Origin of the sequence: Neobacillus notoginsengisoli (genome assembly GCF_003515685.1) — a bacterium.
In the GTDB taxonomy this organism is placed as follows: Bacteria; Bacillota; Bacilli; order Bacillales; family Cytobacillaceae; genus Bacillus_D; species Bacillus_D notoginsengisoli.
This window is the reverse complement of sequence record NZ_QWEG01000024.1, coordinates 24,757-37,954: the sequence shown is the minus strand read 5'-3', so window position 1 is coordinate 37,954 and position 13,198 is coordinate 24,757. Positions and strand designations below refer to the sequence as shown.

Here is a 13,198-nt window from a genome sequence, read left to right as displayed (position 1 = left end):
CATACACTTTTATAATCATAATCGATACCAAAAACGATTAAACGGCCTTAGCCCCATGGAATACAGGACTAAAGCCGCTTAGCTTGTTTTTATTATTTCCACTGTCTACTTGACAGGGGGCAGTTCACATCAAAGGTGCCAGGCACTTTCCAATTTAAATATCTTTTGCATATTCAGGTGATGGAACTTTGCTTAAGATGACATAAAGGCTGACCGGCCCGCTGCCGTTGTTTTTGAACGCCAGCATTTCTTCCCCGCCGCAGTGAACGACATCATTGGCGGACACTTCCTGTTCTGCCCCGTCAATAATAAACGTGCCTATTCCAGAAAGGACATGCAGAAACACTTCCGTACCCGGATGCTTATGGGGCGGTAGCTGCTGGCCCGGATTAAAGTTCAGGACAAATGCCGTGCTCTCGCCTTTTTTAAAAATGATTCTTTTTGTAAATCTCTCTTTACTAAACTCCATATAAGGTGACAATGATTGTTTCTCCATCATTCCACTCCTCCGCTTACTTCATTCTTTTCCTTACCACCCATTATAAATGATAATCATTTTCAATTAAGTGAACTATATCACGGTTCAGCATTTTTAACACTTTACCCTCTTCCGGAGCCCTTATTCTCAAAAATACAAAAGGGCCGGGAGCATAACCAGCTCCACGGCCTCAAAGTCAAAGTTATTTCGTTGGACTCCATTCCTGCACAATCGCGGCACCCTTATTTAAAGCAAATCGATTAACCGCAATCAAATGATTCTTTTCTGGGGATAAAACATGCTGCAAGGATGCAATGACAGAGTCCTGTGACAGGATGCCGGTCAATTCAATAAAGGCTCCTAGTAAAATCATGTTGGCTACCCTGCCATTCCCCAGCTCGTTAGCCATTGTGGTTGCATCAATTTCAATCGCAGTTATATCACGTCTGAGTGACTTTTTCCCAACCAAAGAACTGTTTGTCAGCAACAAGCCGCCAGGTCTTACCTTTGGCTCAAATTTTTCAAAAGATGGGATATTCAAGACAATGGCTGTTGATGGTGAACTGACGAGCGGCGAACCGATAGGCTCATCACTGACTACGACCGCGCAGTTAGCAGTCCCGCCCCTTTGCTCCGGCCCATAAGAGGGAAGCCAGGAAACATTTTTTCCCTCGTGGAGGCCGGCGTAGGCGAATAATTGGCCCATCGACATCACGCCCTGGCCGCCGAAACCGGCAATAATGATTTCTTCAAGCATCCTTATTTCCCTCCCTTGTAAATGCCGAGAGGGTAAACAGGAATCATGCTGTCCCGCACCCAGTCAAGCGCTTCATGAGGGTCGAGACCCCAGTTGGTCGGGCATGTGGACAAAACTTCAACCATTGAGAACCCAAGTCCATTCTTCTGCGCTTCAAATGCCCGCCGGATTGCCTTTTTGGCCTTAATGATATTTGGAACATCGTGGGAAGAAACACGCTCAATATAAGCGGCGCCATCAAGGGTGGCAATCATTTCACTGACCCGGATTGGCGAACCCTGCAGGCGCGGATCGCGGCCAAACGGGCTAGTTGCTGTTTTTTGGCCGATTAAGGTCGTTGGCGCCATCTGCCCGCCAGTCATACCATATATCGCATTATTGACAAATATAACTGTAATATTTTCTCCTCTTGCCGCCGAGTGGATGACTTCGCTTATTCCTATCGAAGCAAGGTCTCCGTCCCCCTGGTACGTAAAGACAAACCGGTCAGGCAAAACTCTTTTAATTCCGGTCGCGACAGCCGGGGCGCGCCCATGGGCTGCCTGGGTCATATCGCAATTGAAATATTCGTAGGAAAGGACCGAGCAGCCAACCGAAGCCACTCCAATTGTTTCCTCAAGGATATCCATTTCCTCGAGCACTTCACCAACAAGCCGATGAATGATGCCATGAGTGCAGCCAGGGCAGTAGTGGGTCGGATTGTCAGTCAACCCTGTCGTTTTCTCAAAAACGGTCTTCATGCTCATACAGTGACCCTCCCAGTCAGCTCAATGATTTTGCCGAAAATCTCTTCCTGGGTCGGAACGACTCCCCCGGTCCTGCCAAAAAACTCAACCGGGGCTCTTCCTTCAACCGCCAGCCTTACATCTTCAATCATTTGCCCGGCGCTCATCTCAACAGACAAATACCCCTTCACTTGATCCCTCGTTTCAATAAATGGCTGAACCGGGAATGGCCAAAGGGAAACCGGCCGAATCAGGCCAACCTTGATTCCCTGTTTTCTTGCCCTGTCAATGGCGTTCATCGCAATCCTTGCGACCGTCCCGAAAGCAGTAATAATAAAGTCCGCATCATCGGTTAAATACGTTTCATAGCGGACTTCATTTTCCTTAATTCGTGCGAATTTCTTTTGCAAATGAATATTTCTCTGCTCAAGCGTTTCCGCATCTAGCTGGAGGGAAGTGATCACCCTCCGTTTCCCGTCGCCGCGGGTTCCTGTCGTCGCCCATTCCTTCGGTACAAAGTCTTTTTCCATTTCCCGTGAAAATTCAACAGGTTCCATCATTTGGCCGAGCATCCCGTCACCCAGTAGAATGACCGGGGTCCGGTAGCGGTCGGCAATTTCAAAAGCTTCTCTCGTTAAATCAACAATTTCCTGAAGACTTGCCGGTGCGAGGACAGGCGTATAGTAATCTCCATGCCCGCCTCCTTTTGTCACTTGAAAATAATCCGATTGAGCCGGCTGGATATTGCCCAGGCCCGGGCCGCCGCGGACGACATTCACGATAACAGCCGGGAGTTCCGCGCCAACGAGATAGGAAATCCCTTCCTGTTTCAGGCTGAAACCGGGACTGGAAGATGAGGTCATTACCCGTACGCCTGTCCCCGCTGCCCCGTACACCATATTGATTGCCGCCACTTCACTTTCTGCCTGGAGGAATAATCCACCAACCTCCGGGAGGCGCCTCGCCATGTAGGCGACTAGTTCGCTTTGCGGAGTAATTGGATAGCCAAAGAAATATTTGCAGCCGGCATTAATGGCCGCTTCAGCAATCACTTCATTTCCCTTCATCAATACTTTTGCCATTGTCTTTCCCCTTTCCTGGCATATAAAAAAACAGAGATTGATAGCCTACTAATTGATTCTTTTTAGACGGATAGTTTTTTCTTTTCAGGCCTGTAAACAGAAATGACTCCATCTGGACAAACCTGACCGCATTTTGCACAGCTGATGCATTTCCCCTGCTCAATGACCGCTGCAGGCCGATACCCTTTTCCGTTCAGATAGTCCGAAAGGAAAATAATATTGACTGGGCAAACCTGGATACAAAGGCTGCACGATTTACAATATTTCTCATTAAAAACAACTCTCGGCTCCACTTCAATTCCTCCTTATTCCCATGGCAATTTCATGTACCTGTCAATGATAAACAATCCTTCCCTGTCCATAAATTCAGGCGAATGTTCCAATTGGCGCGAAATGGAAGTGAGCGCAAAAGGCACGCCCAATTTTTCGGTAACAGCCAAGGCAAGTTTCTCACCTTTTATCACATCGTCTGGAGTTGTGGCAGCTCCCAAATTTGTATTATTAATAATTCCGCCAATACGAAGCCTTGCAGCACTTTCAATGCCAAGAACCGCATCAACCGCTCCTTCCTCAGTACTGACATAGGGACGGTTCGCGTTCAGGACAAAAAGCATATACACATTCAGCTCTTTCCATTCATGGAAATATTGGCCTAGAACAGTCGCGCCGTCCTTTTCTCCTCCTGCATCAATGATGAGCTTATAGGAAGGATCGTGAAGAACCCGGTAAATCTCCCCTGATACAATCGGCAGATCGGAGGACGCAAGCCTTGGCGGTGGTCCGATCAGTTCAACTCCATGCTCGTTCAAAATTTCCGCAATATCTCTTGACCGGAAATAAGGATTGATGACATCCAAATCCGCAATCGCTACCTTGTTCCCCCTCCCCGCTTCCTTAATGGCCATATTCAGGGCAAGTTCCGTTTTCCCGCTGCCAAAATGTCCCGCCAGAACTGTCACTCTTGAATTTAACTGCATTAGGCCTCACTCCCCACAGATGTAAACGCTTACAATTAACCTGTTTATCTACTCTTCCAAAATAATTATAAAGGAGCAAGACTGCAGTTGGCTTTGACGTTTATCACACCTGCCAGGCCAGATTTTGCCCTATAAAACACCCTGGTCAGTGCATATCTAATCCAATCAAAAAAGCAGGTTCGCACCCATTGTGGAAACCTGCTTTTCATATTCTAACTCATGAATGAGATAATGACATTTTGCGGTATTTCGAAGCTTGTATCCGTATTTTTCCTCAATTGGCCGCAGGATGGCATCTCGTAGGAATACTCCTCAACCTTTTTTGGAATAACCCCTTCTTCCTTCAGCTGGTTAAAAACCCGGTCCATGGCATCTTCTGTCGAAATCTTTTGCTCAGAATCTTCCTCCTGGAAACACTCGACACATGTTTCAACTATGTGTTCATCCACGAGCTCCTGTGCAAAAACAAGCTTTGCTCCTGCCATATTCTCAACTTCCCTGTTTTCAAGTTCAATAATTGTTGTGATGTTCATTCCTCTTAGCACCTCCGCTTTTCGATGGCTTCATTATAAAACAATTCAATGGTGTTGTTTTCCAGACACAACAATTTTCGTTTTTTCTTCATATGTTTGTGTCAAATTTCTGTCAGTTTTCGGAAATGAATAAAGCACAATTATTGCTGGAGGTCGCTAAAAGAACCAATAAAAAAGGGCCCAAGTATATTACCGGGCCTTTGTTTTATTGGCAACATTGTATCCAGGATCACCGAGGTTGCCTTATTCCCTTCCAGAGGCGCGATGCATGGCAATTTCCAATTCCAGCCGCCCGACCGCATTTGCTTCCAGTGACGGATCATAGAGCATACAACAGTTTCTTCCATTTTGTTTTGAACGGTACATCGCCAAGTCCGCATTTCTAATCAGCCGATTCAACTCGGTCCCATCTGCTGGACTGACGCTAATCCCTATGCTTGCTGTAACCACCACTTTTTGCGAATGAATGAGGAAAGGCTTCTCCAGTGTGTCAAAAATTCTTTTGGAAGTTTCCAGTGCCTCATCTTTTGATTTTATATTTGGAATCAGAACGATAAATTCATCACCGCCGAATCTTGCGACAATGTTGCCATCGTTACATACAGATTTGAGCCGGCTGGCCACATCCTTTAGAAGCGAATCGCCTGCTTGATGGCCCATGTTGTCATTAATGACTTTGAAATGGTCGAGGTCAAGGAGCAGAATACCAAGTTCATCCGAACCTTCACTGCCGCAAAATGCCTTTGAGTATGATTGGATATACCAACGGTTCGGCAGCCCGGTCAGCGCATCATGGAAGGCCATATGCTGGATGGCTCTTTCCGCTTCCTTTCGTTCCCTAATATCTCTCCCAAGTGCGAGAAAAATTTTCTTGCCTCCGGTATTGATTAACCTGAGGTTAAGATCGACTGGTATAAGATTTCCATCATATGCCGACATGCTGTCTTCGAAATGGCAGGATTCATTTCCTTCCACGCATTTCTTCAGCTCTATCAATTTTTGGGGGAGCATCGCAAAAATATCCGAGACGCCTCGTTTATTCAACTCCTCTTTTGAATACCCGAGCATACCGGCCGCCGCAGCATTCACCTTCAGGAGTCTTCCATTCAAATCAATCAGGAAAATGCTGTCGGCTGCCTGGTCAACGACGTTCCTGAATAATTCTTCACTTTCCCTAAGCATTCTCTCTGCCTTGACGCGGTCAGTAATGTCCAATGCAAATCCAAGTAAATAATCCTCAGTCTCTGCCTGGACAATCGTTTTTCCGGTCAACAGGTCTCTTTCTTCGCCCTGGAAGCCTCCAAGTATCTCATTGGTAAAAAGCTTCCTTTGCTTCCATACCTCCAAGTCTACCTTTCTGTTCAGCTCAGCAATATGATGCGGAAAAAAATCATAAACCGTTTTACCGAACAGTTCCTCCCGATCCATTCCATGGGCTTTTAAAACCTGGTCATTAACAAACACTGTACGGCCTTCCCTGTCCTCTAAAAAAATATTAATAGGAAGGACATTCAGGATGTTAAGTTTTATTTGTTCACTGATTCTCAGGCTTTTTTCCAGGTCCTTCATTTTCTTTTCAAGCTCTTCCACTCTCTCCAACAGTATTGTCTTCTCATTTTTCAATTGGAGGATTTCCTGTAAATCAATTATATTACTCTCGCAAGTCATTCCCGGTCAGCCTCACTTTTTGCAACTGTCGTTTACTAGGAACCTGCCTCGAAAAAACAGGCAACTTAAACTGAATGGCATTGCTCACCCTGAATACAAATGGTTTCCTTCTCTCTCATTTTATATCAGCTGAATGTGGAGTGGCTTTGTATTTTCCGAAAACTTCTTGAAAGTATTCATTTATAGGAGGACTCTTAACCTTCACTCTCCGGCTTCTTTTTCCAGAACAAGCCTGTATTCATTTTCAAGTGTTTTTAGCGGGGCGTCATAAAGGTGCTTTTCATCCGATGTTTTATAGATATCCCTCATCAATAGTTCCTCAATCAGTTGCTCTTTCCTTCTTTCTACTAGTTTAGATAATCTGGACACTTCTCTTCTCCTTTCTGTCTCTGTGAAAATTTATTGGATACAAAAAAACTTCCCTGCAAGGAAGAGTTTGGACGTGTCGACGTGGTTTTCTGTATTAGTACCCTAAACGAAATGAGGCAGGGGACGGTTCCAGTGCTTCATTCTTGTCCCGAATGAAGCACTGGAACCCAACGCCAAAATGAGAACCCCATATTTGGGTATAAAAAAAACCCTTCTTGATAAAAAGAGGGGCCGTCGCTTTTCTCTCCTTATCTTCCAGGCAACATGCCTGCAGGAATTGGCACAGTGCCGGTTGGCCTGTTGCCGAGGTTTCATCGGGCCTTTCCCTCCACCTCTCTTGATAAGAACGTATGTAATTTTCAATTTCATCTAATGTAGCTTATTAACTTGGGAATGTCAACTATATTTCCAGAAAAAATGTGGCACCGGAATGTTCTCCGGCGCCATTTTTATTAATGATGATGATGCCCGCCTTTGGACGGATTTGTAATGACAAATTCCTCTTGTGGTACATAAAAATATTGAATCCAGACGCCATCCAGATACTCCTCCCGTGAATCAAGGATGATATCAATTCCCTTGTCTGTTTGGACAACTTCATCATGCTCTTTCGGTGTATCCAGGACAAGGTCGTAGTGGGCGTGGTCGCCGTGCATATGGGTGACGATTACTCTGAACATTTTTCCTTCGGCAGACTCGTTCTCAAGCATTTCTTTTAAAACTTTTGCTGCATGGCGGTTGATTTTCACTTTCATTGAGTAATCTCCTTCTCTTCTCTGTAATAGCTCGGTTATTTTGCAGAAGTTAATCCATCGTTTCAAGGCGCTCGGATTGCAGGAGTGATGGATTCCAATTTGCATTCATGGCCTGTTTGGATGCCCAGAGATTTCCAAGCAACTTTGGCACCATCTGCTTTGACGGCAGGATTTGCTGTTTAGTAAAATACAGAAAATACAAAAGGTATAGAAAAGCATTTGTTTCAAGATGAATTTCATTGAAATAACGTTCGTTTTCCGTCACAGTTGCAAACGACCTTGTTTCTGCGCCCGTAATGTATCTTGTTCTCTTGCCGTTATAGGAGTTCTTAAGGAAATGGATGTTATCGACTACAGTCGGATCATCCTCCCCGTCGGCATTCGCAAGCCTCGCCTGCCATTCGGCGGGAAATTCATCAAGGCTGTCCACAAAGGCACTCGTATGGGCAAACGCTTTATCGAAGCCATAATCGAGTTTCTCCAATCCTTCTTGTTCAAGCAAATCGGCAAGCGGTAATTCTGCCCCTTCATCCACGTAGGCGGGGCGGGATGATTGCCGCGCCCATTTCAGGCCAGACAAGTTTTTTGAAGTGAACATAGTCATGAAGTACCAATGATTCCGGTCGTCCTTGGCCAGTTGGAAAACAGGTTCTCCCTTCCGCCGGTATAGCGTGAATCGGTCCCGTTTATCAAACATGAAGGGCTCGGAACTGACCCTTTCCCATCCTGCAAAATATGTATGGTCTGGCTGAACGATTGGAACGGCCAGGTGGGCGTAGTAAATAGACATTCAACATCACTCCAAATGATCGGTCTCCTTATCCCATTCCCCGCCAGTCGGCTTTTCTAACCTTTTCTTGATTATTCGTACTCCCGAATCTATTCCTTTGTATTTGTACATTCGGCTGTCACAAATAGACCGTTATAATAAGAATCCACCTTATCAATCCGGATGCCTGCATTCTGAATATCAACCAGTGTTTCCCGGTTCAAATTGCAGCCTCCGCATATCTTTCTCCAGGCAGGATTAAGGATTTCCTGCATTTTTGCTAACGGAGGCTGAGGCATTTTCACATGCTCAAAAAACATTATTCTCCCTTCGGGCTTGGATACCCTTATGATTTCCTTAAGGGCCTTGGTTGAATCTGGAATTGTACAAAACACAAGCGTGGCTACTACGGAGTCAAATGTATGATCCGGAAACGCGAGCTTTTCCGCGCTTTGCTGATGGATATCTATAGGCACCTCCGCATCGGCCAGTCGCAGTTCCGACCGTCCAATCATATGCGGATCAGGTTCGATGGCATCGACTTTTTCCGCATTCTTATAGAGTGGAAAATTGATCCCGGTGCCCGAACCGATTTCAAGGACACGGCCCGTCGCCTTCTCAAGTAATCGTTCCCGAATCGATATAAACTTTTTTTCTTCCAAACCTTTCATGGCTGTGTCGTACACAGCCGCAAACCATTTCCCCATTAAAATTCACTGTCCTTCAAATCCACTTGCATTACTTCAACACATAAGCGGCCAGGACGCTTTGCAGCTCATAAATGTTCAAGCTTTTATTAAATTGCTTTTGCAATGGGACAGGGCTGCCAGAAATCCAGATTTTCAGTTCGGCGTCCAGGTCAAAGCTGCCTGCCGTTTCAATGCTGAAGTGCGTGATACTACGGTAAGGGACAGAATGGTATTCCGTTTTCCGGCCGGTAATTCCCTGTTTATCAACGAGAATAAGCCGCCTGTTCGTGAAAATGAACATATCCCTAATAAGCCGGTATGCCTTTTCAATTGATTCACCAGGCGCCAACACCTTAGCATATTCCTGCTGCACCTCTTGAAGATTGACTTCCGAAGCGTTTCCCATTAATCCATCCAAAAATCCCATCCTAACTGCCTCCCTTTTTCGTTTCGTTTTTTAGTGGAAACACAAACTCTTTTTCTGTGAATCCATCGCTAGTATAATTCCGCTCGATGTAGGATAGCTGATCCTGTCCCATCAGCAGTATGGTCGAGCAGCGAGTTCCATATCCTTCACTCCGGATAAACAGCGGCGAAAGAACTCTTTCCCATTCAAGTCCGATTCCGGTATCGGGCAAGTCTGTATCCGGTGCCGGCTCCGCTTGCTGGAGCAAGCCAAAAAGCCGGCTGGGCAAGTCTGCCACTTCCATTTGCAAAAGTTCTTGAAGGCCTCTTTTTCCGTGTTCTACTTTCGGCCAAGGTGTGTTAAGCAAATGGTTGCTCAATCCATGGATGCCGGGTTCAATTTCGCGGATGATCCCTTCAATATTCGAATAATAAAAAAGCCCCCATTGATCTCCCGCAAGAAGATTATAGCCTGGATACCGTTCCCTCGATGCCTTTGCTGAGGCCATAAATGCTGTTGGAGATGTCTTCCCTTTAAGATAATCGGCGACAAGTTCTCCCCGCGACAATTTGCCGGAAGCTTTCATTTGCTCGGGGTCCCGATAGTTCGTCAGCGCCGCAAACCTCCCGCCTGTCGTTATTCCCATCCAGGTGCCCATTTTCTCAAGGTCCCGTCCGGCGAGGATATCCGGTTCATCCGGCCAAAAATCCGCTGGAGCCGTGGGTCTGGCATAATTTTCATCCCGATTGGCCGCAACAATCAACCTGTATTTGGGATGGGCTTGATAAGCAAACAATATTAGGCACATCGGCATTCATTGCCCCCTTATCCATGCTCTCTCTTCATAGTATCCCATTTTGGAAATGAATGTATCATTTTTTTGCTCGAACAGGAAATACTAATGAGTACTGCCGAATAAGAGGTGAGAAAGTGAAGCGTAAATGGATTATCGGCTTAAGCTGTTTGTTTATTTTATTTATGACGGCCTTGTTTATTTACTATTTTCGAAAAGGGGATACATCCAGATGGCAGGTGGCACTCGGGGGAATCGGCGCTAGCGCACTTCCGCTTCTTCTTCTTTTTGCAAAAAAGAACCCCTTTAATCTGCCAATCATCATAGGCTACTATATCACCATTTTTTGCACAATTTTTCTTGGCTCAATCGCATCCTTTTATTTAAAACATAACTGGTGGGATTCAACAATCCACTTCTATAAAGGGATTTTGGTCGGGTTCATGGGCATTGCGCTATATAAGTTGTGGGTAACGGAACAGGCAAGAAAAAGCGTTTCCCGGCCTATTCTTTTCTTATTCACTCTATCTCTCGCTGTCACCGCCAGCGTTTTGTGGGAAATTTATGAGTTTGCCGGTGATCAATTTTTTACCCATACGATGCAGCGGGGGGGCAATAAGGATACGATGTTCGACCTGCTTGCCGGAACATCCGGCGGCCTTCTTGCCAGCCTGTACGCGGTTATCCGAAAACCTAACTTGTGAAAGGAGCGGCGGTTGGATTGGCAAAAAAACTTGTTATTATTTTTAGTCTCCTTTATATGGCATTCATGGCATGGCTGGCCTTCCGGTTTTACGACCAGCAGGAATCATTTAAATTTTCGGTTGCTGCAGCAGGTATTGGCTGTGGGGCAGTACCGCTCATTTTAGGTTTTTTTGCAAAATGGAAGTTCAATCTTCCGCTTGTTCTCTCCTATCTAATTTTCCTGTTCTGCGCCCAATATCTCGGTTCTATTTCCGGTTGGTATGGGCTTGGCTGGTGGGATACTTTCCTTCATGCACTCAGCGGAGCGATTCTAGGCTTCGCCGGGATTGCTCTGTATGAGCGGATGATTCATCGGGATGCCGGGAACAGCATTTCCGCCTGGTTCGTTTTTCTGTTCGTTTTTTCATTCGCTGTATTCGGCGGAGTTGTTTGGGAAATTTATGAGTTCAGCTCCGATCAGTTTTTTGGCATGAACCTTCAAGGAGGAGGAAACAAGGATACGATGATAGACCTGATTTCCGATACACTAGGTGGCCTAGCAGTTGGGATCGGGTCAGGAGTTCGGACGAAGCTGAAAAAGAACAACGGGTGATCGTACCATGCTGGAAAAGTCGTGTTAGAGCGTTTTCCTGAAACTCGTTCCAATAAGGTGACCATATTCCACAATCTCCAAGTCTCATTAATAAGAATAAGCCAGCCTCTTCGGCTGGCTTTGGTCATGCATATTTCTTTTCCTCTTCATTAGAGAAAAAGCTTTTCATCGAGTTGAAGACATCTGCTTTTTGTTTAAGAATATAGTACCTGAATTTTTCATTTTTGATATTTTTATAAGCTGTCATGAGTGTAGAGTGGCGATTGTACTGGTTTACCTCTCCGTAACCGAACATATTTGAAACCTTCATCAGTTCTTCAACTAACTTGACGCAACGGGCATTGTCAGACGTCAGGTTATCTCCGTCAGAGAAATGGAACGGATAAATATTAAATTTAACAGGATCGTATTTATTATTTATAAGTTCAAGTGCCTTCCGATAAGCGGATGAACAAATCGTTCCGCCACTTTCCCCTTTTGAAAAGAAATCCTCCTCTGAAACAACCTTTGCTTCCGTATGATGAGCGATGAACTCAATTTCAACCGTTTCGTATTTTGTGCGGAGGAAGCGTGTCATCCAGAAAAAGAAACTGCGCGCCATATACTTTTCCCATAAACCCATACTACCGCTCGTGTCCATCATTGCCAGGACGACTGCTTTGGAGTCCGGCTTGACAATTTCATTCCATGTCTTGAATTTCAGGTCTTCATTATAAATTGGATGGAACGATGGCTTGCCATGCATTGCATTCCGTTTGAATGCAGACATCATCGTCCGCTTTTTATCAATATTGCCCATTAAGCCAGTCTTCCTGATATCATTAAACTCTATATGTTCAATCGTATGCTCCGCCTGTTCTTTTTTCTTTAAGTTCGGCAGTTCAAGCTGCTTGAACAGGGCTTCCTCCAGTTCCATCATTGATACTTCTGCCTCAAAATAGTCCTCGCCTGCCTGGTCGCCTGCCCCTTGGCCTTTGCCGGGTCCTTTCTTGTCTCCCGAAGAGTCCCGGGCAACGACATCGCCTACCTTGGATTTTCCATTTCCCTGGCCGACATGCTTGTTTTTATCATAATTATAGCGAATTTTATATTCGTCCAAAGAACGAATTGGTATTTTTACTACATCGCGGCCATTTGACATAATGATACTTTCCTCGGTAATCAAGTCTGGAAGATTATTGCGAATCGCCTCCTGGACTTTTTCTTGATGCCGTTGCTGATCATCTTGGCCTTTACGGTGGAGGGACCAATCTTCCTTTGAGATCACAAATTGGTGATTGTTCTCATCGATCATTCCAAACCCCTCCTTATTCACTTTTTCAAATTCCTTCACGTGTTTCTTCAGCTGTGAATAGACTGTCATAATGCCCAAAACACTTCAGTAATATTGATTACTCTATCCTATGCCGAAGCTGTGGATAATTTACAAATTATTTCGAAAATTAGTAGTAAAAAGTTGGTAATAAATACAGTTCTCTATTTAAATTGGCTGTTGATTTCCGCTACGCAAAGGAAAGCTCCCGAGAATAATCACCGCAGGGACAGGCGGTGTTTGCCTGTCACGAAGGCGCTTCCGCTTTTCATGCGGTCTCCACCTTGCCGCTTCATCCCGCCGGAGTCGGTGCCCTTCGCTTCAATCAACGTAGTTTATAATCACATTATTCCATTTAACACAGTTAAAAACAAAAAATCCCCCGCCTGTTAGGGGAGGAAATCATCTTTTTTCTCGTGTTGAATGGGGTCTGGTTTTTTGCCATACTCTTCTTTTAATTCTTTGCCGGTGCGGCGGTGTTCCATTTGCTTGCCGAGATTTTTCATTTCTTCCAAATTTGCTGCCATTGAGCCGTTATCTGGCTGGTAATCCTTGTCTAGTCCATCTTTGTCTTTTTTCATTGGTATC

Annotated in this window: 19 protein-coding genes and 1 riboswitch; of the genes, 3 read left to right on the top strand and 16 right to left on the bottom strand. The window is 45.2% G+C overall.

Going from position 1 to position 13,198, the window contains the following annotated elements; all coding sequences use genetic code 11:
• Positions 1 to 82: IS3 family transposase (locus D1B31_RS25260; RefSeq protein WP_142922562.1), on the top strand; the 82-nt coding region annotated here is incomplete at its 5' end.
• Between the two features lie 72 nt (positions 83 to 154).
• On the opposite strand, the gene D1B31_RS22695 is transcribed toward D1B31_RS25260, so the two are convergent.
• The 14 genes from D1B31_RS22695 to D1B31_RS22630 form a co-directional block, all read right to left on the bottom strand.
• Positions 155 to 499 carry a cupin domain-containing protein gene (locus D1B31_RS22695; protein WP_420846143.1) on the bottom strand — a complete coding sequence of 115 codons (345 nt, stop codon included), beginning with the start codon at positions 497 to 499 and terminating at the stop codon, positions 155 to 157.
• Between the two features lie 181 nt (positions 500 to 680).
• Positions 681 to 1,235, bottom strand: a complete 555-nt coding sequence (locus tag D1B31_RS22690) for a 2-oxoacid:acceptor oxidoreductase family protein (protein ID WP_118924764.1) — start codon at positions 1,233 to 1,235, stop codon at positions 681 to 683.
• Between the two features lie 2 nt (positions 1,236 to 1,237).
• Positions 1,238 to 1,981 (bottom strand): thiamine pyrophosphate-dependent enzyme, encoded by a 744-nt coding sequence (locus D1B31_RS22685; protein ID WP_240035399.1) that lies wholly within the window; start codon positions 1,979 to 1,981, stop codon positions 1,238 to 1,240.
• Complete coding sequence (locus D1B31_RS22680; protein WP_118924762.1) at positions 1,978 to 3,042, bottom strand: 3-methyl-2-oxobutanoate dehydrogenase subunit VorB; 1,065 nt, start codon at positions 3,040 to 3,042, stop codon at positions 1,978 to 1,980. Before D1B31_RS22680 ends, D1B31_RS22685 begins: the two co-directional genes overlap by 4 nt.
• Positions 3,043 to 3,104: 62 nt before the next feature.
• Positions 3,105 to 3,335 carry a 4Fe-4S dicluster domain-containing protein gene (locus D1B31_RS22675; protein WP_204563062.1) on the bottom strand — a complete coding sequence of 77 codons (231 nt, stop codon included), beginning with the start codon at positions 3,333 to 3,335 and terminating at the stop codon, positions 3,105 to 3,107.
• A gap of 12 nt (positions 3,336 to 3,347) precedes the next feature.
• Entirely contained in the window at positions 3,348 to 4,019 is a 672-nt protein-coding gene (locus D1B31_RS22670) for a P-loop NTPase family protein (protein WP_118924758.1), read from the bottom strand.
• Positions 4,020 to 4,231: 212 nt separating this feature from the next.
• A complete protein-coding gene (locus tag D1B31_RS22665) occupies positions 4,232 to 4,552 on the bottom strand; it encodes a hypothetical protein (protein ID WP_118924756.1) in 321 nt (106 codons plus the stop codon).
• A 243-nt stretch (positions 4,553 to 4,795) separates the two neighbouring features.
• Positions 4,796 to 6,175, bottom strand: a complete 1,380-nt coding sequence (locus D1B31_RS22660) for a sensor domain-containing diguanylate cyclase (RefSeq protein WP_158587655.1) — start codon at positions 6,173 to 6,175, stop codon at positions 4,796 to 4,798.
• Between the two features lie 246 nt (positions 6,176 to 6,421).
• A complete protein-coding gene (fbpA, locus tag D1B31_RS22655; protein ID WP_240035398.1) occupies positions 6,422 to 6,589 on the bottom strand; it encodes a Fur-regulated basic protein FbpA in 168 nt (55 codons plus the stop codon).
• Between the two features lie 245 nt (positions 6,590 to 6,834).
• A riboswitch (SAM riboswitch) is annotated at positions 6,835 to 6,936 on the bottom strand.
• 105 nt (positions 6,937 to 7,041) lie between these two features.
• Entirely contained in the window at positions 7,042 to 7,344 is a 303-nt protein-coding gene (locus tag D1B31_RS22650) for an iron-sulfur cluster assembly accessory protein (RefSeq protein ID WP_118924750.1), read from the bottom strand.
• A gap of 49 nt (positions 7,345 to 7,393) precedes the next feature.
• A complete protein-coding gene (locus tag D1B31_RS22645; RefSeq protein ID WP_118924748.1) occupies positions 7,394 to 8,134 on the bottom strand; it encodes a hypothetical protein in 741 nt (246 codons plus the stop codon).
• Positions 8,135 to 8,223: 89 nt separating this feature from the next.
• A complete protein-coding gene (locus D1B31_RS22640; RefSeq protein ID WP_118924746.1) occupies positions 8,224 to 8,820 on the bottom strand; it encodes a class I SAM-dependent methyltransferase in 597 nt (198 codons plus the stop codon).
• Positions 8,821 to 8,851: 31 nt separating this feature from the next.
• On the bottom strand, positions 8,852 to 9,229 hold the full coding sequence (locus tag D1B31_RS22635; RefSeq protein ID WP_118924744.1) for a PH domain-containing protein: 378 nt from the start codon (positions 9,227 to 9,229) through the stop codon (positions 8,852 to 8,854).
• Between the two features lies 1 nt (position 9,230).
• On the bottom strand, positions 9,231 to 10,022 hold the full coding sequence (locus D1B31_RS22630; RefSeq protein ID WP_338036503.1) for an NRDE family protein: 792 nt from the start codon (positions 10,020 to 10,022) through the stop codon (positions 9,231 to 9,233).
• A 116-nt stretch (positions 10,023 to 10,138) separates the two neighbouring features.
• On the opposite strand from D1B31_RS22630, the gene D1B31_RS22625 reads away from it, so the two are divergent.
• Both D1B31_RS22625 and D1B31_RS22620 read left to right on the top strand, forming a co-directional pair.
• The gene (locus D1B31_RS22625; protein ID WP_192894822.1) at positions 10,139 to 10,705 is read left to right on the top strand and encodes a DUF2238 domain-containing protein; all 567 of its coding nucleotides are present in this window, start codon (positions 10,139 to 10,141) and stop codon (positions 10,703 to 10,705) included.
• A 17-nt stretch (positions 10,706 to 10,722) separates the two neighbouring features.
• Positions 10,723 to 11,298, top strand: coding sequence for a DUF2238 domain-containing protein (locus D1B31_RS22620; RefSeq protein WP_118924740.1), 576 nt, complete (start codon positions 10,723 to 10,725; stop codon positions 11,296 to 11,298).
• A 124-nt stretch (positions 11,299 to 11,422) separates the two neighbouring features.
• Here the strand turns inward: D1B31_RS22620 and yhbH are convergent, their stop codons facing one another.
• Together yhbH and D1B31_RS22610 are read right to left on the bottom strand one after the other, a co-directional pair.
• Positions 11,423 to 12,592, bottom strand: coding sequence for a sporulation protein YhbH (gene yhbH, locus D1B31_RS22615; RefSeq protein ID WP_118924769.1), 1,170 nt, complete (start codon positions 12,590 to 12,592; stop codon positions 11,423 to 11,425).
• A 407-nt stretch (positions 12,593 to 12,999) separates the two neighbouring features.
• On the bottom strand, positions 13,000 to 13,191 hold the full coding sequence (locus tag D1B31_RS22610) for a hypothetical protein (RefSeq protein WP_118924738.1): 192 nt from the start codon (positions 13,189 to 13,191) through the stop codon (positions 13,000 to 13,002).
• Positions 13,192 to 13,198: the final 7 nt, after the last annotated feature.

Bases quoted from the DNA above. Each gene is read 5' to 3' on its own strand.
- D1B31_RS22695 (WP_420846143.1), bottom strand. From the start codon at position 499: ATGATGGAGAAACAATCATTGTCACCTTATATGGAGTTTAGTAAAGAG.
- D1B31_RS22690 (WP_118924764.1), bottom strand. From the start codon at position 1,235: ATGCTTGAAGAAATCATTATTGCCGGTTTCGGCGGCCAGGGCGTGATG.
- D1B31_RS22685 (WP_240035399.1), bottom strand. From the start codon at position 1,981: ATGAGCATGAAGACCGTTTTTGAGAAAACGACAGGGTTGACTGACAAT.
- D1B31_RS22680 (WP_118924762.1), bottom strand. From the start codon at position 3,042: ATGGCAAAAGTATTGATGAAGGGAAATGAAGTGATTGCTGAAGCGGCC.
- D1B31_RS22670 (WP_118924758.1), bottom strand. From the start codon at position 4,019: ATGCAGTTAAATTCAAGAGTGACAGTTCTGGCGGGACATTTTGGCAGC.
- D1B31_RS22665 (WP_118924756.1), bottom strand. From the start codon at position 4,552: ATGAACATCACAACAATTATTGAACTTGAAAACAGGGAAGTTGAGAAT.
- D1B31_RS22650 (WP_118924750.1), bottom strand. From the start codon at position 7,344: ATGAAAGTGAAAATCAACCGCCATGCAGCAAAAGTTTTAAAAGAAATG.
- D1B31_RS22645 (WP_118924748.1), bottom strand. From the start codon at position 8,134: ATGTCTATTTACTACGCCCACCTGGCCGTTCCAATCGTTCAGCCAGAC.
- D1B31_RS22640 (WP_118924746.1), bottom strand. From the start codon at position 8,820: ATGGGGAAATGGTTTGCGGCTGTGTACGACACAGCCATGAAAGGTTTG.
- D1B31_RS22635 (WP_118924744.1), bottom strand. From the start codon at position 9,229: ATGGGATTTTTGGATGGATTAATGGGAAACGCTTCGGAAGTCAATCTT.
- D1B31_RS22630 (WP_338036503.1), bottom strand. From the start codon at position 10,022: ATGCCGATGTGCCTAATATTGTTTGCTTATCAAGCCCATCCCAAATAC.
- yhbH (WP_118924769.1), bottom strand. From the start codon at position 12,592: ATGATCGATGAGAACAATCACCAATTTGTGATCTCAAAGGAAGATTGG.
- D1B31_RS22610 (WP_118924738.1), bottom strand. From the start codon at position 13,191: ATGAAAAAAGACAAAGATGGACTAGACAAGGATTACCAGCCAGATAAC.